The 22,033-nt window shown below is 48.9% G+C and carries 13 protein-coding genes; 9 read left to right on the top strand and 4 right to left on the bottom strand.

Going from position 1 to position 22,033, the window contains the following annotated elements; translation table 11 throughout:
- The first annotated feature begins 161 nt into the window (after positions 1 to 161).
- From K3T82_RS24760 to K3T82_RS24745, 4 genes are all read left to right on the top strand, one after another.
- The gene (locus tag K3T82_RS24760; RefSeq protein WP_220196229.1) at positions 162 to 1,475 is read left to right on the top strand and encodes an NF041680 family putative transposase; all 1,314 of its coding nucleotides are present in this window, start codon (positions 162 to 164) and stop codon (positions 1,473 to 1,475) included.
- A gap of 332 nt (positions 1,476 to 1,807) precedes the next feature.
- Positions 1,808 to 2,791: an LLM class flavin-dependent oxidoreductase gene (locus tag K3T82_RS24755; protein WP_220196228.1), complete on the top strand. Its 984-nt coding sequence runs from the start codon at positions 1,808 to 1,810 to the stop codon at positions 2,789 to 2,791.
- A 529-nt stretch (positions 2,792 to 3,320) separates the two neighbouring features.
- Positions 3,321 to 3,911 carry a hypothetical protein gene (locus K3T82_RS24750; RefSeq protein WP_220196227.1) on the top strand — a complete coding sequence of 197 codons (591 nt, stop codon included), beginning with the start codon at positions 3,321 to 3,323 and terminating at the stop codon, positions 3,909 to 3,911.
- A 316-nt stretch (positions 3,912 to 4,227) separates the two neighbouring features.
- On the top strand, positions 4,228 to 5,364 hold the full coding sequence (locus K3T82_RS24745; protein WP_220196226.1) for a winged helix DNA-binding domain-containing protein: 1,137 nt from the start codon (positions 4,228 to 4,230) through the stop codon (positions 5,362 to 5,364).
- Between the two features lie 188 nt (positions 5,365 to 5,552).
- Here K3T82_RS24745 and K3T82_RS24740 read toward each other — a convergent pair whose 3' ends face one another.
- Complete coding sequence (locus K3T82_RS24740) at positions 5,553 to 7,475, bottom strand: RICIN domain-containing protein (RefSeq protein WP_220196225.1); 1,923 nt, start codon at positions 7,473 to 7,475, stop codon at positions 5,553 to 5,555.
- 569 nt (positions 7,476 to 8,044) lie between these two features.
- On the opposite strand from K3T82_RS24740, the gene K3T82_RS24735 reads away from it, so the two are divergent.
- From K3T82_RS24735 to K3T82_RS24720, 4 genes are all read left to right on the top strand, one after another.
- Complete coding sequence (locus tag K3T82_RS24735) at positions 8,045 to 8,812, top strand: MBL fold metallo-hydrolase (protein WP_220196224.1); 768 nt, start codon at positions 8,045 to 8,047, stop codon at positions 8,810 to 8,812.
- Between the two features lie 546 nt (positions 8,813 to 9,358).
- Positions 9,359 to 11,884, top strand: coding sequence for an FxSxx-COOH system tetratricopeptide repeat protein (fxsT, locus tag K3T82_RS24730; protein WP_220196223.1), 2,526 nt, complete (start codon positions 9,359 to 9,361; stop codon positions 11,882 to 11,884).
- A 350-nt stretch (positions 11,885 to 12,234) separates the two neighbouring features.
- A complete protein-coding gene (locus K3T82_RS24725; RefSeq protein WP_220196222.1) occupies positions 12,235 to 13,341 on the top strand; it encodes a LacI family DNA-binding transcriptional regulator in 1,107 nt (368 codons plus the stop codon).
- 219 nt (positions 13,342 to 13,560) lie between these two features.
- Positions 13,561 to 14,826 carry a glycoside hydrolase family 16 protein gene (locus K3T82_RS24720; protein WP_220196221.1) on the top strand — a complete coding sequence of 422 codons (1,266 nt, stop codon included), beginning with the start codon at positions 13,561 to 13,563 and terminating at the stop codon, positions 14,824 to 14,826.
- Between the two features lie 211 nt (positions 14,827 to 15,037).
- On the opposite strand, the gene K3T82_RS24715 is transcribed toward K3T82_RS24720, so the two are convergent.
- The 3 genes from K3T82_RS24715 to K3T82_RS24705 form a co-directional block, all read right to left on the bottom strand.
- The gene (locus K3T82_RS24715; protein WP_220196220.1) at positions 15,038 to 16,015 is read right to left on the bottom strand and encodes a class I SAM-dependent methyltransferase; all 978 of its coding nucleotides are present in this window, start codon (positions 16,013 to 16,015) and stop codon (positions 15,038 to 15,040) included.
- Between the two features lie 258 nt (positions 16,016 to 16,273).
- Entirely contained in the window at positions 16,274 to 17,113 is an 840-nt protein-coding gene (locus K3T82_RS24710) for a phytanoyl-CoA dioxygenase family protein (RefSeq protein WP_236031494.1), read from the bottom strand.
- A 263-nt stretch (positions 17,114 to 17,376) separates the two neighbouring features.
- A complete protein-coding gene (locus K3T82_RS24705) occupies positions 17,377 to 18,699 on the bottom strand; it encodes a discoidin domain-containing protein (protein ID WP_220196218.1) in 1,323 nt (440 codons plus the stop codon).
- A gap of 531 nt (positions 18,700 to 19,230) precedes the next feature.
- Here K3T82_RS24705 and fxsT (K3T82_RS24700) point away from each other — a divergent pair.
- A complete protein-coding gene (gene fxsT / locus K3T82_RS24700; protein ID WP_220196217.1) occupies positions 19,231 to 21,657 on the top strand; it encodes an FxSxx-COOH system tetratricopeptide repeat protein in 2,427 nt (808 codons plus the stop codon).
- The last annotated feature ends 376 nt before the right edge of the window (positions 21,658 to 22,033 follow it).

The raw sequence follows: 22,033 nt of genomic DNA, 5'->3' as shown, positions 1-22,033 counted from the left end.
TATGGAGTAACAGAGCACTCTGAAAGATGCATATATTTCCTCAAAATACATAAAGATTTCTTGTTTAGACTAATGTAGAGCAAAAAGGCAATCTCTCTTGCGAAAGATTGCCAAAGCGAGTACTGTTCCGGTATCAAAGAAACAAAAGGAGCAGAACTCGCATGTACCTTACCACATGGAACAAGTTTCGTCACGAGATCTATGACTGCTTTTTGCGAGCCAAAGATGCGCTGTTCAATACGGTGGATGCACTGATGACGGAAACGCAGGCCAAATCGTTGCCAGAAGTGACACAATCGCTCTGGTTTGAAAGAAAGTGGTCGTCGATCTATGAAGCGTTTGAAGATGGTCGCATTGATCAACAGGCCCTGCGAAAGGTGTTCATCCGATATTTGCCCGAGAAGGAAGCAGATTCCAGCTTGTGGATCGGGATTGATACCAGTGGCATAGCTCGTCCGAGATCGCTCACCGCCAGAGATCGCAGTGCGCTGCCGGTCCCTAATCTGCCGAAGTGTGAGAAGCCAGTCACGTTTGGATGGCAGTTCTCGACGGTCGTCGCTTTGCCTGATCCTGCCAGCAGTTGGACCTACATCCTGGATCAGCAGCGAGTGAACACGGGGACGACCGCAGCGCAGATGGCCTTTGCCCAATTGCAGCAGTTGAGTTCGTCGTTGCCCAAGGAAACGGTGGTGGTGCTGGATCGTGGATACAACGCGATCTGGCTCTGGTGCCAATGCAGCACCTTGCCTTTGCAGGGCACGCTGATCCGTCTCAAAGGCAACCGCTGTTTTTACCGCGCAGCGCCTGCTCCCTCGGGCAAACGAGGAGCACCACGCAAAGATGGAGAGAAACTGCAACCTGAGGAGGAGAGCAGCCATGGGAGTCCAGATGGGACATGGCAGGGTCAGGATGCCAAAGGTCGACTGGTCACGGTCACGTGGTGGAAACAGGTCCACGTCAAGCAAGCACGCTGGCTGGAAGTGACGGTTCTGCAGGTCGTGCGGCCTCATGCGACCAACAAAGAGCGCGATCCCCGCGTCAGTTGGTTTGTCTGGATCGGAGACACATCGGTGGATCTTGCCTCCATCGCCCTGGGCTATGTGCGCCGCTTTGGACAAGAACATGGCTATCGCTTTGACAAACAGGCGTTGTTGTGGGAGAAACCGCGCTTGCGTACTCCAGAGCAGTTTGAGCGCTGGAGCCTGATCGTGGCGATTGCTCACAATCAGGTGGTTCTGGCACGTTCGGTGGTCGAACCGCAACTGCGTCCGTGGGAAAACAAGCAACGGGTGTCTACCCCGCAGCAAGTGCGACGCGGGATTGGCAAATTGTTGCCTCGTTTGGGAACCCCGGCCAAGCCGGTCCAACTGCGAGGAAAATCGAAAGGCCGCCAAAGGGGGGTGCAGATTGGCAAAGCGAAGCGGTTTCCGGTCGTTCACAAGACGCCAAAATTGCCTCCCCTGATTCCCAAATAACCAATTTGGGCGCTTTTTCATCGATCCTGGCTCATTTCACGGAACTTTTTCATGAGTTCTGGTAGATAGACGTTAGTTTAAACAAGAATAAAGATCGTACTTACAATAAAACTTTGATTCTTGTCGATTAGGGAAGAACAGATGCCACCTATTATTTATGGTGAAACTTGTCAAATATTATTGTCCTAAAAATGCCAAATTTGACCGTCTTCTAATAGAAAGCCGAATTTACAGGAGGTATGCTATCGCCAAAAAGCCTGATCGCCCAAACGCGGATGAAGTATTTCCTGACAAAGTCACCCACTATTTTCTCAACAGATAAGGAGACTGCCTTGACCGAAAATGTACAACAGACCGGGACCTCTCCTTCCTGGATCGTCGAAGGAGAAAGCAAAGTACGCTTTGGCATCCTATCTAACATTTTCCTTGAGTGGGAGAGCTTACTCAAAGAGGTTCTCTACATAGAAGAACTTGGCTACGATGCAGCTTGCATCTACGACCATCCGGTCAGCACAGGCAGTTCAGATTGCTGGACAACGCTGTCTATGCTTGCCGTCACAACCAAACGTATTCGTCTCATGTCATTCGTCAGCAGTGCTTATTATCGGCATCCAGCCATTCTAGCACGAATGGCGGCAGATGTAGACCGTGCCAGCCATGGTCGCCTCGTACTTGGGCTAGGAATGGGCGATGACAAGGCTGAATTTGAGCAGTTAGGTATACCTCTTCCAAGCGTCAACGAACGGCAGGAGAGATTAGAAGAAACCATTCAAATTATCAAGGGGCTTTGGCAAGGGAAGCCTTTTGATTACCAGGGTCGTCATTTTCAGCTTCAGCAAACCAATGGCTATCCATTACCCATGCAACAACCACATGTACCTCTGCTCATCGGCGGTGGAGGTGAGCGCGTTACCCTACGCCAGGTTGCTCAATATGCGGACATGAGTAACTTTGGTCCCCATGTCTGGACTGGGAGCGCTTTTCGGCTTGAGGATATCCAACGTAAATACGATGTACTGAACGTATACTGTGAAGCATATAGCCGCCCATCCAAGACCATATTGCACAGCTACTTTGTGCCAACGCTCCAGGTTGCCCGCACGCAGGAAGAACTCAATGCCAAACGCCTACTCAACCCCATTCGCGAAGACGCAGTCAGAGGAGCGATTGTAGGTACAATCGAGGAGGTTAAAAACCAGGTCCAGACCCTGGTGAACATGGGAATGCAGTATTTCATTATGTATGTTCTTCCCACAGACACTGAATCGCTGGAAATATTCGCCCACGAAATCATGCCAGCAATTCAGTATACGTGAGGAAGAGCGGCAAATTTAAGCTGATGACTTCGAAATAGGGGATGCGACCTACTGACGCAAAGAGGAAATGGATCATTGAAGTGTACTTATTGGCACATAAGCAATTGCATAACAAAGATCCATTTCTTCTCTTCAAGCCCAGGTATAAGATAATAATATTTTTTGAGTAATGGAAAACGAACCTAGAGTGTGTATAGCGCGAACCTCTGAAGCATCCACATCATCATCCCTTCCTTCTGTTATCAGTCTCTATCCACGCCCTCTATGACTAGAATTTTCACGTTAAAAACACAGGCTCAACTACCAATAGGTAAGAATTGATTGCAGAATTAAACACAATTTGTTACAGTACGCCCATATACAATAGAGCGTCCCAAATTAATTTCCTGGTTTGCAATAGTAAATAATCCGAATATTTTTACATTGCTTATTGCGGCTCTACAATGGGCTTGAGAACATTGTCGTTTGCGCCTTAGAGACGTCGGAATGCACATGATTCCAATAAATCTAGTGAAGGATTTTGAGCATAATGGCAGTCAACAACCACAACATCATAACTTTTCAAGAAAAGCAAAAGGGTTATACGCTTGAGATTATCAACAAAGATGGCGAAACAAGTGTGGTAACCTCAACAGAAAATTGTCTCCAAGTACTCTCGCCATACCCCAATGACGCAATTTTCACGATTAATGCTCATTATCAAGAGAAGAACATAGGCACTGGGCGCTATCGTAAACTCGGAGAAATTGGTCAAGTTACTTCTATCGAAGTACTTGAAGCTTTTGGCGCTATGATGGGCCTGCTAGAAACAGCTCTTGCTCGACGGCAAGCCAAACATCAGGAAGTTCTGCATGCGGAAAGACTCGCTCGCCTGGTTATACTTTCCTGTGAGTGTGGACATGAAGTAAGCTATGATCCACAAGAGCATTTCTTCACAACTTCGTTGGGGAGCCCTGCCATTACTTGCGAGGTTTGTAAAACTATTCTCGATCTTGAAACTATCAAACAAAGCATACAACGCCGTACTCTATCTCTGGAAAAGGAATTGCAACAACAACGCGAGCAGCTAGCATACATAGATACACTTCGTAGCGACTTAAATAATAGAGCATCGTCATAAGTTGAGCATCAAGCCCTTTACTGTCATTCATAGGGTATTGCAATACGCCTACTCCAATCGTATGTGAAAACCCATGTAGCCTGAACTGCAGCTAGCATTGATGGTGGCTCCGTCATTGCTGGAACTTCTATGCTTTGCAATCTTTCTATGGTTGCGCCCTCCGCATTCATATATATTGATACGCGTACTCCTGCTTTCCAATTTCCTCTTTTTGGTCAGAACCCTCGTAAAGAGGACGCAGGCTAACCGGTTTTCCTCATATACTGTTTTCTACAGAACGAAAGGCAGAAAAGCACAACAAAATAAAGGAAACGCAATGCACACCTTAACATGGAATCAGGTTCATACCTGGCGGTTAACGCAACATGGTCTCACCCCCCGTATATCCAAAGAAGATTGGGTCCAGATAGTAACGCGCATTGGTGGTTTTCAAGCACAGGTTATGTCCGCCGCAGAACTCGCGTTGTGTTCTCGTGTGGAGGGTCTCTCCGCTCAAGACATTAAATCCGCTCTCTGGCAGGATCATACTCTGATCAAAACCTGGGCTATGAGAGGAACGCTACATCTGCTCCCAGCCACCGAATTGCCTCTCTATGTGGCAGCTCGTAACTGGCAGTTAGATACTAGCTGGTCTCGCTATTTCGCTGAATTCGGTTTAAGCAGTCAGGCACAACAGGAAGCCTATCTCGCCGCAATCCCGCATGTTTTGGAGCAGGGACCGATGACTCGCCAGCAACTTGCTGACGCTGTCGCCAAACACACAAGAATTGCTCTCGTTCGTGATCTCATCGTCTCGGCCAATTGGGGCTCTCCTTTGAAACCATCGGCCTACCGTGGCGATCTCTGTTTCGGACCAAGCCAGGGTTCCAACGTCACTTTTGTACACCCCAAAACGTGGATAAGCAACTGGTCCGCTCAAGACACTCTAGAGCAGGAACAGGCTCTTAAGCGCTTTGTTCGTCTATATCTACAGGCCTATGGTCCAGCCCTCCCAGAAGATTTCGCCCGCTGGTGGGGAGGCAACCTCTCTCATGCCAGAAAACTCTTTCGGTCAATGCAAGACGAAGTCAAAGAGGTCGAAATAGAAGGTCAGCACGCCTTTGCCTTAGATACTACTCTAAAGCATATTCAAAATGCTGAACGATCAGAGGTGATCCATTTTCTTCCACTGTTTGATGTGTATACAATTGGAGTGGGACGGACACTGGGTGAGATTCTTCCTCCAATTCATAAGAAGCTCGTCTTTCGTCCACAAGGATGGATCTCTGCTGTCATTCTGGTCAACGGGTCCATTCAAGGTGTCTGGCAATCCAGCCCCAAGCGCTCGCAGATTCACATCAAGGTTCACATGTTCCCTCCGCAAGCTACTTCGATTGAGAAAAGAATCAAAGCCGAGGCGGATCGACTTCGTTCCTTCTACCAGAAGGACATTCATCTGGAATTTCGTAAATAAACAGATGTATTCATCGACAAATACAGTCATAAACACTATGTATGCTACCAATTGGAATTCTTCGACAGGAACATCGGAGGCTGGCTTTATAGCAGCCTCCGATGGTTTAAATCACAAACGGCAATTCTGTCCTTTGTAAGGGTCATTCATTTCCACTAATAGCGAATAACAGTATTCACTGTGTGCTTTTAAACCGAGACTATCTGCCACTGCTGATTGGCCCCACCCCAGTAGTCCCATTGTTCCAGGGGCGCCCCATCGCTTGTAGATTGACCTGTCACATCAAGAGCCTTTCCACTGTGGCGATTGATGATCTTAACATACCCACCCCCAATATCAACAATCTGCCACTGCTGGTTAGCACCTCCATTATCATGGTACTGAATGACTGGGCCTCCATTGGCAGTCGATTGCCCTGAGACATCGAGCAGCTTTCCACTGTTACGATTGACGATTTTGACGTAACCATCCCCTGTATCGACCAGTTGCCATTGCTGATTGGTGCCACCATTATCGCTATACTGAATGATCGAGCCTCCATCCTGGGTTGATTGCCCCTGGACATCGAGCACCTTCCCGCTATTGCGGCTCACAATCTTTGAATAGGAGACCGGAGCGGGAGTATAGGTGACATTAGGGATGACAAAGGTGGTGATTGATTGTGCAGGCAGCGAGGTGCTCAGGGTTTTATTCGCGATAGAGAGGCTGGAGAGTTGAGCCAGATGCTCACTCGATGAAGTGCGATATGGCGTCGCTATGCTACCCACGCTTGTAAAGTTTGAGAGACTATACTGCATATCAGTCGCCGTGGTGTTGCCATTGGTCGCCACAAGTACCAGCGTCTTCGAGGCAGCATCATAAGCACTGAAAGTGTTACTATCGCTATTACCAATCATCTGATAGCCGGGGCGCACAAATTTGGAGTAATTTCCAAATCCATAGTAGCGCGCAGGGTAGATAATATTACCACTACTATCGGTGGCAGCCAGGCCCCAGAGATCACTGGTCGAGCCAGCATTGCCTGAGCCTGAGCCATTGAAGTAGTTGTCTGCCGCCTGCCAGATGACCCAGGAAGAAGGATGTAGATGCTGTTCGTCACGCAGAATTTCCCTCGATAGCGTAATAGCCGCAGCCATCTCACTGCTTTGCGCGCCCGTTCCCCATTCAGACATCCACAGGCGCTTATTATCGCCCTGCCCAATGGTATTGTATGCGTAGTCGCGGTCGCTATCACTTCCACCATAGGTATGCGTATTATATTGCGCAATGTAGCCTTTAGCCTGGCTATCATAGGTATTGTAGTTTGAGTTAGAGCGATCCACAGAGGTATCATCTGAGGCTGAGATAGAGGTATAGGCGGAGACACCCGTCTGTGACAATACAACACCAAGCTTCTTGATGATGGTGTTCTGTGTCGTGGTTGAAACATTCATGCCTTCCTGATCGCCCTGAAAGTTCCAGTAGCCAGGGGTTGGCTCATTGAATGGAGCAAGTGTCTGGAAGGTCACGCCCCAGCTATCATGGAAGTGCTGCGCAATCGTGGCCATATAATTCACAAAGTCGTCATAGTGCGCACTACTCAGGTTTTCTGCGTTGCCACTCGCACCCGATGTACAGCTATTTGTGAGCATCCAGGCGGGAGGAGAATTGACAAAACCTTCAAAAAGATTGGCGCCGCGCTGCTTGGCAGCCTGCAACACCCAACGTTGATTGGCGTCCTGATTCCAATCGTAGGTACCAGCCGAAGGCTCATACGTGGGAATATTGGTATAAACACCCGCTTTGCCGGAAGCAATAGCATTGTGGCAAACGTTTCCGGGGCCATCAGCCCCAAAGTTATAGCGCAACACATTAAGACCAATGCCTGTATTCGTATTAAAGAGCGCATCAGCCAGCGCATTGCGCTGTGTATCGCTCAAGCTGCCAGCCCAGTTAGCCCACCAGGCCATACTACTCCCCCAACCACGAAGTACCTGATATTGTTGCGTAGGATAGACTGTCACGATAGTTGCTGCGCGTGCATTAGGCAGTCCGCCAGCCAGAGTCAGCCCAAATAGAGCAAGCGCCATTATCAAAGAAATGAGATATTGCCTGTGGGAACGATGAAGCATACGGTTCCTCCTTGTACTACAGACGCCATCATGGTGCCTGATGACAATGCCCGGAAAGATCCCAACCAAAAGCAAGTTCAACGACTAGAGCAACATTGACATAAAGCAATCAGGAAGACAGACAGAGGCTTATGGAGAAATAAGGGGGCGATGTCGAAACGACGTGAGGATCAATGTATAATTGAGGTCACGAATCAGGTCGTGAGCGCCCTTGCAAGGTAAGATCATCCTTGATCCTCCACAATAATTCATACACTGTATAAACGAACTGTACCCAACAAAGAAATGAAAGTCAAGTTCTCTGCTAGTCGATAGAGGTATATAAAAGGTTAGCAGAAAACAGCACATTTGCTTGATAATAGCGGAAGATAACGTTGTTCTTGAGAGTATGGCACCACATAGCTCAATAGGGGAGTTTATTTGATGGCACGAATTGGCACGTTGAGACCCCTGGTGTTCTAATAGAGAGAAATATAAAAATGTTAGATACTTTCTCTTTCAGCTAGATAGTTGTGAGCATAAACGCTATAATTCTAAATATAGTATCATGAAAGAAGCAAAGACATCCCATGAAAATCCATTTATTACGCCACGCAACCCTGGTCATCACATCAGGTAATCACACCATTCTTGTCGATCCTATGTTGAGCCCCGCTCAAGCAATGGAGCCAATCGCCAATGCCGGTAATCAACTGCGCATTCCGATGGTCGAACTCCCACTCTCTTCAATGGAACTACAAACCTTGCTTGGGAAGATTGACGCGGTTCTGGTCACGCATACGCATCGCGATCACTGGGATTCTTCCGCTCAGTCTCTCTTACCAAAGCATCTTCCCATTTTATGCCAACCAGAAGACCAGGGAGTTTTTGAGCAGGCAGGTTTCTCAACTGTTCTTCCAATCGAGCAGCAAAGGAACTGGCAAGGGCTTCAGATTTTCCGAACAGGAGGACAGCATGGAAGTGGAGAGCTCAGAAAAAAGATGGGTCCAGTCTCTGGCTTTGTTCTTGCAGCGGCTGGCGAACCCTCACTCTACATCGCTGGCGATACTATCTGGTGCCCTGAGGTAGAGCAAGCGTTGAAACACTTCTCACCCAACATCGTCGTCTTAAACGCTGGGGCGGCTAGCTACATTACGGGGGGTGGTCCCATTACGATGAATGAGGATGATGTGTGCCAAGTATCTCGAGCGCTTCCACAAGCACAGGTGATAGCCGTTCACATGGAGGTTGTTAATCACTGCCTCCTCACGCGAGCGAATTTGAGAGCGCGAATAGAGGCTGAAGGGTTGGAGAAGCAAGTCTTGATCCCTCACGATGGAGAGGCCATCGGCTTCTAATTGAGAAACAATAGAAGTCAAGAAAAGTTTTGAGTCAACCTCCTTTATGTCTCGCCATCAGCGCTTGCCAAAGCAAGGCATGAAGGAGGAACGAAAAGGCCAGCCTAGAGTAGGCTCACTCTCCGGGCCAATATATCAAGCATAACTCGGCCAATATTCATTATTTCATATCAAAAATCCTACTGCTGGAGACAGAACAACTTTTATGCCTTGCCAATAGTAGCAAGCTGATCATTAATCAGTTTCATTAGAAGGAGATAATTCGGAACTAAACTTGTCTTGAGAGAAAGCCAGGTCGTCCCATCCTTTTTCTTGATGGCAAGCGCATACGTAAAGGTATCAACCTCTTTTGTTCGTGTTACAAGCTTATCTTCAATTCCAATGAGCATAGTGGATCTGATGGTCTTTCACCAGGACATTAACCGGACGTTTACCGGTCACTTTGCCTCATGCGCTTTACCTACCGATTCTCTTTGTTTATACTGTATTTATTACCTGCAAATCACACAAGGATGTCAGAATCTTCAGGAGGAAGAAGCTATTTCCATGCATTTTGGACAACGATTGCGCGAGGAGCGGTTACGCCGCCATCTGTCTCAGGAAGCGATGGCGGAAGCGCTGGCCCTTTCGCCCAGGAGTATCCGTCGTTGGGAACGAGGGCAGGCCCTTCCCCAGGCCTCCGTCCGGCTCCAACTTAGTCGTTTTTTCGGCCTAAGTCCCGATGAGCTTTTTGAGGATGAGAAGCAGAGCCAGTCACCACGTCCCTCTCAGTGGTTTATTCCTTATGCTCACAATCCTTTCTTCACTGGAAGAGAAGAAATCCTCACAACCCTTCAGGCAATGCTCACGCCCAATCGAGCACCTGCGGCTACACACATCTATGCACTCTATGGGCTAGGTGGAGTTGGTAAGACACAGGTTGCCTTGGAATATGCATATCGTTATGCACAGGAATACCAAGCCGTACTATGGATCGGGGCAGAGACCACAGAAAGCATCATTTCCAGCCTACGAGGTATTGCCAAGTTGCTTCAATTGGAGCAACAGGGCGACAAAGACCAACAACAGATGATCAAAGCAGTCCAAAACTGGTTGACAACACATGATCAATGGCTGCTCATCTTAGATAACGTGGAAGACCTGGAGATGGTAGGCCGTTTTCTCCCAACCGCACGGCAAGGAGCAATCTTATTTACGACACGCATTCAGACATTGGGAACGCACGCGAAAGGCATACACCTGTCGCCTATGGAAGATATTGAAGGATTGCTCTTCCTCTTGCGGCGTGCCAAGGTGGTCGATGCTAAAGCTACTTCCGAACAGGTACACATGCTCTCTACAAGCCAGTCACTTCAATACGACGCAGGCAAGGAACTAGTCAATGCCACAGGGGGATTACCACTAGCACTTGATCAAGCAGGAGCCTATCTGGAAGAAACACAATGTGGTCTGCCAACCTACCTTGACCTTTTTCGTACTCAACGCGCCACGCTTCTTCAACAGCGAGGTGAAGGGGCACATGAACATCCAGCATCAGTCTCTACTACGCTCACTCTGGCAATCAATGTAACATCTCAACGCCATCCGGCAGTCAGGGATCTCCTACGGGTCTGCGCCCTTTTACAGCCTGATGCAATCCCAGAAGAACTCTTCCACCAGGAAGCCAAGCAGCTTGGTACAACTCTAGAAGCCGCCTGTAGCAATCCACTGGACTGGAATCAGGTAGTAGCTGTTGCCTGTTCATATTCTTTACTGTCTCGCCAATCCGAGACACAGACATTCTCGATCCATAGGCTACTACAAGTGGTCCTCTTAGATACTATGACAAAGGAAGAACTCAAGGCATGGACCTCGCGAGTTATTAAAGCACTCGACTCCATGTTTCCTGGGGAACAACAAATAGAGCAATATGCCAACTGGAGAAGGCAGTGTGATCGATTGATCTCGCATGTACAACTCTGCTTGCAGAGAACTAATGATTCTGAAGACGCTCTCGCCCTGGCATCGCTAACCTATAAAGCCGCCCAGTATTTGCGTGAGCGCGGACAATTTGCCGAGGCAATGCTACATTATCAGCGCTCGTTACACCTCTGGGAGCAAAAACGAGGGCCAGATCATCCGGATACGGCCCGGGCGCTCCATAATCTGGCAGTACTCTACTGGAGGATGGGACAGTATGCTGAGGCTGAACCGCTCTTTTTGCGTGCGTTACGCATCAGAGAGGAAATCCTGGGCATGGAACACCCAGATGTGGCAACGACCCTTAATTATATGGCCCTGCTCCAATGGAAAATGGGTCAATATGCCAAGGCAGAAACTCTCCTTCAGCGCGCGTTGCACATCTGGGAACAGGCGCTTTCTCCTGATCACCCCAATATCGCATATCCATTCAATAATCTAGCAATTCTCTATGCGGAACAGGGCAAATATGCTGAGGCAGAAACTTACTTTCGACGCGCGTTGCAAATCCAAGAAAAAACGTATTCCCCCGATCACCCAGATATCGCTCAGGGACTTCATAATTTAGCGGAGCTCGCTCAAGATCAGGGCAAGTATGAAGAAGCGGAATCGCTCTATCAACGTGTCCTTCGCCTTCGTGAGCAGACCAACGGCCCTAATCATCCCGATGTCGCGGAAACACTCAATGGTCTCGCTGAACTCTACCGAATGCAGGGCAAATTTACTGAGGCAGAGCCACTCTATCAAAGAGTTTTGCATATCTACGAACAGAGCCAGGGAACGGATAACCCCTATGTGGCTATGGTCCTCAATGAGTTAGCAAACCTCTCACGCGATCAAGGCAAGTATGCGGAAGCCGAAGTTCAATATCAGCAGACTCTCTCAATGCGCGAGCAACAACTTGGACAACATCACCCAGATATAGCTGAAACATTACATGATCTAGCTATCCTCTCGCAAATGCAAGGAGATCTAAGTAGAGGACTCTCGCTAACAAATCGAGCCCTTGAGATACGCTTATCCTCTCTGGGAGAAACACACCCTAAAACGCTTGCCATACAAGAACTCTACACCCAACTTGCAAAAAATAAGGAAGAGGATGATAATGAGTAACTTGCAGGTTTTTTGGCCGCTAAGAAGCAGCATCTTCAGGCATACGTTGCCTTAAAGCATTCCAAAATTGGGAGAAATGGAACCATCAACACAGTTCAATCCGCCCTTCGCTGGAATTACTATAAGATACAGAAAAAAATTCCTCAATCAAATAAATAGTGCGAGCTCTCATTCTCTTGACAGAAACCGGTTTCTAGGTTACTCTCTCTTTAGAGGCAGAATTCGCATTTTACACCATATTTAACATCAATACATAGATGAGTTTTTATCACTTATCTATGTATACTCCGCCATTTTACGGGCAAAAGAATGAGTACCGAACGTCAAGAGCGCACAGCATGGAGCACGCTATGCACAATAAATTGACTATCCAGGATATAGCTCGCCTTGCAGGTGTCTCAAAAGCAACCGTCTCACGCGTCCTCAACCATAATCCGTCTGTCAATGGACTCTTACGTGAACGTGTGCAGCGCGTTATAAAAGAGCATAATTTTATTCCCAGTGTTATCGCTGTCGGACTAGCAGATGGCCACACGCGCCTGATAGGTGTGCTTGCCCCACCTTTAACATGGCCTTCCGTCCCTGAGATCATGCAGGGGGTAGCCGAGTACATTGAGCAAACACATTACGAGATGGTCCTCTACAGTATCGGCCTGGAGCGCAATCACTCAGATGTGCTCGACAATATTCTACGCCTGAAGATTGTTTCTGGCCTGTTAGCGATCTTTCCCGGTGAGCTGATGAGCCACCTCACCTACCGCTTTGAGCAAGGCTTTCCCCTGGTAACAATAGATGACCAGGCTGAACCAACCTCACTCCCCTGGGTGGGCGTCGATAATCATACCAGCGCATATCAGGCTACACGCTACCTGCTCGACCTCGGGCATACGCGTATCGCTCACCTCATGGGGCCTCAACATTATTATTGCGCCATCGAACGGTACCAGGGATATGCTCACGCCTTACGTGATGCCGGTATCATCCTCGATCCAGCCCTGGTTTTCCAAGGTACATTCGTGCCTGATAGTGGGCGTCAGTGCGCTATACAGCTCTTCTCGCGTGAGAAGAGCGACTGGCCCACAGCTCTCTTTGTCGCGAACGATCAAATGGCTTATGGAGTCTTGGATGTGGCTGAACAACTAGGGATACAGATTCCAGAGGAGATAACCGTTGTCGGCTTCGATGATAACAACTTCTCGGCACTTACCCGACCCTCTCTTACTACCATACGACAACCCTTTTCCCAGATGGGTCGGCAAGCCCTTGAAACTCTGGTAACAATGATTGATCAACATCACCATACAGGAAAAGAAGCGCTCAATCACCCTGAAGCTGAAGAAACCCAAAAATCGATGCACTCTGAACAGGAGGACACTTCTCCGCGTATTCAGATCCCAACTCATCTCGTTGTACGCACGTCAAGTGGTGTCCCCAGGACACTTTCAATTGGTTTATAACCTGATTTTCGCCATTTATTCAATAAATATATTATTTCAAAAGCCTCTTTTACGAAAAATAAATCCTGTCATAGTGGCGGCATGTTGTTTTGATATGAGAAACCCTTCCGTGGATACTGAAGCGCAGTATCCGCATCTCATAAACATCTGTTTGTCGTGTGAGGCGTGAAGTATTCTCTGCTTCGCTCGCTTCTATCAAGGATGAGAAAGAGGTAATCAATGCAGATGCATCCTCAAGGGGTTCAGGGAAACGATCCCCGACAACGTCATCAACCCAGTACACTTCTTATTGTGACGCTACTAGTGCTCCTATCACTTCTGGCTGCGGCCTCTGGTGCCATCTTCTCGAATAAGATAGCCCAGGCCCGTGCGGATGTCACCTGGACACCGGTCTGGAGTGACAATTTCGACGGGCAAGCCGGCACGGGCGTCAACACCTCCGATTGGCGCTATGATACTGGAACCGGCTGGGGCACCGGTGAAATCGAGAACATGACGAGCAGTACAGCAAATGTACAACGAGATGGAAGCGGCCATCTCAAGATTACGGCTCTGCGCGATGGCAATGGGAACTGGACCTCTGGGCGTATCGAGACGCAGCGCGCAGATTTCGCGGCACCTGCCGGCGGTCAGCTACAGGTCAGCGCGTCCATTCAGCAACCCAATGTTTCCGGGGCGGCGGCAGCGGGTTACTGGCCCGCGTTCTGGATGCTTGGTGCGCAGTTCCGCGTAGACCAGAACTGGCCTCATGATGGCGAAATTGACATCATGGAGGATATCAATGGCCTGAGCTCAGTTTTCGGTACGCTCCACTGCGGCGTGAGTCCTGGTGGTCCCTGTAACGAGACCACTGGTATTGGAAGCGGTCAACGAGCCTGCTCTGGCTGCCAGACCAGCTACCACACCTACTCCATGATCGTCGATAGGAGCGTTTCTCCTGAGCAAATCCGCTGGTACCTGGACGGTTCTAACTACTTTACCGTCAACGCCAATCAAGTCGACGCGTCGACCTGGTCAAGTGCGGTTGACCACGGTTTCTTCATCATCTTCGATCTGGCAATGGGAGGTGGCTTCCCTGCCGCCTTTGGTGGTGGTCCAACCTCCGCGACTCAATCGGGAGCCTCCATGCTCGTTGACAATGTGCAGGTATCCGTGGCTGGCGGCTCTGGTGGCGGCACTACCCCTACCCCAACTCCTACCTCAGCACCAGGAAACGGCTACACCTATAGCGCAAGCAGCACTGGCACCAATCAAGCTCTACTCACCTTTAAGCCTACTGGCTGGACAGCGGGATATGTCATCGTTCACTATATCGTTGCCGGGGGTGGTCAGCAGAATGTCTATATGACATACAATAGTGGCAATGCTCGCTGGGAATACACTGTTGGCGGGGTGAACCCTGGCAATGTCGTCCAATATGCTTTCACCTATCAGAAGAGTGGACTCCAATATGATACCCCATGGTATTCATGGACCCATCCATAAAACGTCGCTCTCCTCATTCTTATGAGTAACACTCATCGAAGAGTTGAGGGGAACACGTACAAGTTCGAGGGGTACCTCTCCAGCAGGGACGCTAGAAAGGTACCCCTTGAACTTGTACGTGAGCTTTTAGCAGATCGTAGTAAGTGCTTGCGGTCGTTCACCAGTCAGCACCAGTATAGCTCATGTCATTCGAAGATGTTAACGAAACAATTCATCGTACAGACACAAGCGCGGTGACAAACCCTGCGATGGCAGGAATTGCGTCCGTCTCTTCCCCAAAATTGCATTGCTCTTCCATCTCAAGCCCACAGGACGCCAGGAAAGCCGCCACATGCTGACTCGAAGGTGACGCGCTCTCAATTCCGAAGGTGATTGGCTCGCCAGTGGCCTTGAGCACAGCTCTAATATAACGCATTTGAAACGACTGAGATCTGATCAAGTCCGCATTGAAGTAATCGAATGCAACGACACTGCCAGGAGCGAGGCTCGCGATTTTCCGTAATGATTCCTCGACGGACTCCCGGTCCAAATACATAGTTACGCCCTCCCACAAGAAGAAACTCGGCTTCTTCGGATCAAAGCCAGCATTTACTAACTTCTCAAGCCAGTCCTCCTTGAGAAAATCGGCAGGCACGAATGTAATCCGTGTCGTGTCCAAGCCAACCTTTCCCATCATGGCACGTTTTGTCCGCTGAGTATCTTCTGTATCGATCTCAAAGCAGCATATTTCATTGGATAGCTGAAAGGCCCGTGTATCCCAGCCTGCGCCAAGAAGCACAAACTGTTTGATGTCGCCGAGATGGCGAGCCAGCGCCGCGTCGAAGAAAGCCGTTCGGGCTGCAGACTCGTACGCCACAGATGATTTTCCCTGATAGGGGTAGCGATAGACTGCTGGCACAAACCCGGTGAGACGATTAGCTAGGATCGCAGGACCTACAAAAAGGCGTAGACCCAAGCGAGAGACATTAGGAAGAGCCATCATCAACCGAACCGCTGGCTCATCAGGCATTGCTCCCAAATGGTGGCGCACATATCGCATATACAAAGGTGCGAGCGCCGTCATTGATACACCTGCTTTGCGCCTGAAAAGGATGCCTTTTGTCGCAAAAAGTATATATCCCACCAGTTCAAACGGAAAACACACGATCTGGATGAGGCGAAAGATGGTCGCAGCAGCAATAGAGCTCATACTATATGACCCCTTTTTTCACGGACATCTGCATATCATTCATAAACATAGACTCGGTTTATTAATAGCCAGAGTATAACTCAGGGGCCAGGAGCTGTCAACGATATACCTTTCGTAGAAGGCCCTTCTCTCTTGTTGGATGGGCTCTTGCGCCTACGAGGCTCAAAGAAGTAAGGGGATGTGCATGAGGCTTGGGAGAAATCCCAAGTCTCATGCACATCCCCTTATGATAGGAAAGACTGTGTTTATACTATATACTTACTCGGTCCTGAAAGAGGTCACCTTCTCCTGGCCACTCATTTCAATCACTGGCTTACCATCCTCATCGACCCACACACCACAGGGGCCACCTGGCAGGCTGGCATCAAGATCAACTTCTGTGCCATCCATGCGCAAAATGGGCTTCATAAACTGCGAGACCTGTTCCGCCTCCCCAGAGATATAATGACCAATAAGTGAGCGACGGAAGCGATCCTGGGTGGTATTCGGATAACTACCATGCACCAACGTCCCATTAAAGAAGAGAACATCTCCAGCCTTCATCACCATCGGGCGTATCTCTTGATCCTCAGGCAGAGGAACCGTCACGTCAGTAAAGCTATTCTTTGTATCGGCTTCAGTAGTGCAGAGCAGAGGCCAGGTATGGCTACCAGGAACAATCTGCATGCAGCCATTGGTTTCATCACAATCATCCAGCGCCAACCAGGCTGCCATGCAGGTCCCTGGTCTGGCTCGTAGGAAATATTGATCTTGATGCAAGGCCTGACCTCGGGCACCCGCAGGCTTAAAGTACAGCATCGTCTGGACAGCATATGGTTCGCGACCTAAAAGACCTGTCAAAACTTCATTCAGACGCGGCTCTAACAACCATGTAAGGCTCGTCTCGTCCCAATGGTGCATATGAATCATCCGAGGATAGTGCTTCAGTGGATCGCTACTTTCCGCGTCAACTCCGACTAAATCGCCAGGATGAGCACCTCTCGCCCGCAACTCTACAAAATGGTCGCGCAGGTGCTCCACCTCATCGGGTGTAAACAACTCCCTCGCAATCGCATAACCATTCTCTTCATAACAAGCGCGCATATTTTCAGTCAACATAGACTGGCACATTCCTTTCCATCGTATAAGCCAACAAGCTTCATACAGAGAATTGCATTCATTGCGTACAGCATAAACTCGTGGAGAGGAAAACGCCAGAGCTACAAGTGACAAAAAGGTGTCTGAAAGTGACAACCTTCACGCTTCACAACAAAGGTGTCCTCCAATAAACCTGAACATCGTATGGTCGTTGGTTCATTGGAGGACATCAGGGACAGATGTCGCAACTATAAACGATAAGCTAGGCCCAAATGATACGAGTCTTATGCTGGATCATAGGCAACAGCCCAATCAATTTGCAAGTTGCCACGCGTCGAAGGGGATGGGCAACCATCAAGGCATGACTCAGTTTGTATGACCCACTGCATTGGAACATTGGGTATCGCTCGTGTTGATACGCCAACAACCTTATCATCAAGGATAAAGCGCACCTTGCCTGGAGACCACTCAAGGGTAGCGGTATGCCAGGATGTATAGGTCACACCACTATCGAACGCATCCTGCTCGCTACCATCACGTGGATGCATAAAGCCATTGATCGTGTTATCGAGATCACCTTCGGGGAAGTCAATCTCTCCATCTTTAGCCGAGATTCCTCCATTCTGACTATCAGGCCACAGGAGCCAGGCCGTCTTAAAACCTTTGAGCGAATCTGATCTAAAGCGAATCGTGTATCTCCCATACAAGTGGTTCTTCAGGATAGGCAGGATCGCTGCCCCCATTGGAGTACCATTCTCTGTATGTAAATACAGGTTCAATAGGCCGTTTTTGGCGCTCAGGACTTTAGAAGGATAATATTTTGATGGCGATCCCAGTTGGCCTGCTGTGTCGGGCCAACCATCTTGATAGATAGTAAACTTTTTATCATAGGCAGGGCCAGGGAAGTCTCCAACCGCCACATCCGATGTGAAATCTTCAGTAAAGACCTGATGCCACCCAGCAATATCACCCAGTGGCATATTCTGGCCCGATGGCGATGTACCGCTCTCACCAGTGGCGGTAGGGGTAATTCCCGTAGCAGGGGGAGTACTTACCGTGGCGGTAGGAGTACTGGGGGCCTTACTATCCTGACCATATACTTTAAATTCCCAAAGCGAATAGCCATATTCAGTGGCGCGCTTTGTGCCATATATACGGATATACCGACCCTTGCCAGAAACGCTTATGGTCTCAGTTCCGCCATGCCCGGCCTGCTGTGTATAAATAGTCGTCCATTTTTTCCCATCATCAGAAACCTGAAGCTTATATGCCTTCGCGTACGCGGTTTCCCACTGGAGTACGACACGACCAACATTGACAGATGCCCCAAGGTCAATAGCCAGCCATTGCGGGTCGCTATAGGCGCTGGACCAGCGGGTCTCAGCCTTGCCATCTACCGCCGCCGATGGGGGAAGAAGGACATTCTCGGTTGATGAGGCAACCGCCAAATGCCCCTGGGAGAGGAGTGCCACGCTATTGGCAGCAGAGGCATTGAGAAGTTGTGGAGTGAAAATAAGGCCAACAATACAACTGAGAGCCAGTATGCCAAAGGTGAGTAAGCGAAGCCGTTTCCGGCCCATCCATGCCCTAAAAGGAGTTACATCCATTATACGCTCCTATTTTATGTATTCCAAAAACACCAGCACGACACCCAGTACCTCCCTCAAAGTGAGCTTATAGCGTTGGAGAAGAAACGGATGACGTAGCAAGGAAAATTAGTGTCTTATGAGAGCATAACATACTGAATTGGCTTTTAGAGAGGATAGAGGGAGAAAATGCCTAGCAAATAATCTTTTCTTGACTCTGAAAGCGATCATATACGCCAAAACCAGAATTGGAGTACACAAATTGGCAGCTTTTCCCAGCATATGTCGGCGTGGCGTTTTAGCCTGCGCCAGGCCCCTCATCCATATGTGGGCACTCCACTCTCACCTACGCCGAGCTCACCTCTCAATCTATCTGCATTTCATGATAAGAAATAAATAGAGAAAGAGCATCCCCTAACAGGACAACTACCGGACACTTTCAGGTCAATTTGCTCCAATCGCTTTACATGCCGATAATATTCTTTTACACTGTATTTACATAGTTAATTTTACACAAATATGACAGAACATCCAGAAGGGACGGCACTATTTATGAGTTTTGGAGACCGTTTGCGTGAGGAACGATTGCGGCGTCATTTGTCACAAGAGGCTCTGGCTGAGGCACTAGCACTCTCCGCCCGAAGCATACGCCGTTGGGAGCAAGGACAGGCGATTCCCCAAGCCTCCGTCCGAGTCCAACTAAGCCGCTTCTTTGGACTGAGCCTCGAAGAGTTGTTTGAAGATCAGAAAAAATCGTCCTCCCACACACTCCATTGGTGCGTCCCGTATACACGCAACCCTTTCTTCACTGGTCGAGAAGAATACCTCACAGCTCTCCATACATCTCTCTATACCAATCAAGAGGCTGAATCTACCCATGTATATGCACTCTACGGGCTGGGCGGCGTGGGTAAAACACAAATCGCCCTGGAATATGCCTATCGATTTGCCAAAGAGTTTAGCGCAATCTTCTGGATTGGGGCGGAGACCAACGATAGTCTCACCTCAAGTCTATTACAGATTGCCAAGGCACTTCAATTGCCAGAATGCGATGACAGGGATCAGCAACGCGTCATGACAGCAGTTCGCCACTGGCTGACAACGCATAGTCAGTGGTTGCTCATCTTCGATAATGTGGACGACCTGGGAATCTTAGATCTCTTTCTTCCATCCGCACGACATGGAGCAGTCTTGCTCACAACTCGTTTGCAGATCTTAGGTACGCGAGCGCGGGGGATGCAACTATTGCCGATGGAACATGAGGAAGGGATGCTTTTCTTATTATGTCGGGCAAAAGTGTTGGAGGCAGATGCGACCAACGAGCAAGTACTCCAGCTATCCGTGCAGAAATCTTCCCTGTATGCTGTTGCGGTAAACCTGGTCACGCTCATGGGAGGGCTTCCGCTGGCACTCGACCAAGCGGGAGCCTACTTGGAAGAAACGCAGTGTGGTCTGCCTGCCTACCTGGAACTTTTCCATACCCGACGTACCATCCTGCTCCATCAGAGAGGAGAAGGAGGCCAGAATCACCCCATGCCAGTTTCCACGACCTTCGCCCTCGCGATCACAGCGACTGCTGAACGCCATCCAGCGGTGGGAGATCTCTTACGGGTCTGTACATTGCTACAGCCAGATGCAATACCCGAAGAACTCTTTCGCCAGGGAGGAACACATCTCGGACCAATTTTGGGAACTGTATGTAGCGATGTGCTGGACTGGAACAGAGTGATCGCTCTCGCGTGTTCCTACTCTTTGTTATCTCGTCAACCAGAAGCACAAACCTTTTCGATCCATCGACTCGTACAGGCAGTTCACTTGGATACTATGACAGAAACAGAACGACAAGAGTGGACCAGGAGAATCATTGAAGCGCTTGATGTCGTGTTACCCGAAGTGCAGCCGACAACAGAATATCCCATCTGGAAGCAATGTGAGCGGCTCTTACCACATGCACTGCTATGCCTGAATAGACTTACGGTTGAGGATTCCCTCGCTCTAGCATCCTTAGCTTACAAGACAGCTCAGTATCTTCGTGAACGTGGGCGATATATGGAAGCGGAGCCGCTCTATCTGCGTGCGTTACGCATTCAAGAGCAAATTTTAGGCCCCGAGCATCTCAAGGTAGCAGCCTTGCTTAACTACCTGGCAGCCCTCTACTGGAACCAGGGGAAATATGCGGAAGCAGAGAAACTCTTACAGCGTGCTTTGTCTATCTGGGAACAGAGCCCGGACCACGACCAGCTGAATATAGCTCGCGCGCAGAACAATCTGGGAAATCTTTCCTGGGAACAGGGGAAGTATGCAGAGGCGGAACCACGTTATCAACAAGCTCTGCATATTTGGAAGCAAACTTGGGGGTCAGATCACCCTAACGTGGCGACCTCATTGAACAATCTGGCAGAACTCTACCGCATGCAGGGCAAATACACAGAGGCGGAACCACGCTATCAACAAGCGCTTGCCATCCGAGAACAGAACCTGGGTTCCAGCCATCCCGAAGTTGCAACCTCGTTGAACAATCTGGCAGAACTCTATCGCATGCAGAACAAATATGCAAAGGCAGAACCGCTTTATCAACGCGCGACTTCTATCCGAGAACAAATATTAGGCCGTACACATCCTCTGGTAGCGGAACCACTCAATGGGCTGGCAAACCTCTACCGTGATCAGGAGGAGTACGTGAAGGCAGAGCCAATCTATCAACAAGCGCTTGCCATCCGAGAACAACATCTAGGCCGACAGCATCCTGAAACAGCACAATCGCTACATGATCTGGCTATCTTTTTTCAGAGGCAAGGCAAGCTGAGAGAAGCACGATCTCTTGTTGAACAAGCTCTGGAAATTCGTTCTCAGTCTCTGGGCAATGTCCACCCTAAAACAATCGAGGCTCAAGAACTATCTACTCAACTTGCACAAGAACTGAAACACACAGAAGAAGGAGCAAAATCCCAAAATCGAACAGAAGAAGCTTCAGGCTAGTTTATCCAAGGCATATCTGGAAACTATTCGCTTTTCCCGACCTTTCCTGACTTTCAGCATTGTCTCTTGGCGACAACAAAATATACACCTCAAGCGCCGCTTCAATCCCAAAGACCACAATCGGATTTTAGTAACATCAAGCTTATGGATTTGCTAGTAAGTCGCTTTTTTTCTTTTTCTTTCGCACTGTGCCTTTTCAGTGGAAAGAAGTACTATTGTCAAAAATGGATATGAGGCAACTTTCTTTTCTTCTAAATTGAGCTTCTTTTCTGTGTCTGAGAGCACTGAAGAGAACTCATTTAGATTTTCGGTGCCCCATTTTCCGCGCAAAATACACTCACATCTAATTGGATAAGTCCGCTCTAGATGCGGGTTT

This window comes from Ktedonospora formicarum (assembly GCF_016587355.1).
In the GTDB taxonomy this organism is placed as follows: Bacteria; Chloroflexota; Ktedonobacteria; order Ktedonobacterales; family Ktedonobacteraceae; genus Ktedonobacter; species Ktedonobacter formicarum.
This window is presented reverse-complemented; position numbering and strand designations above follow the sequence as displayed.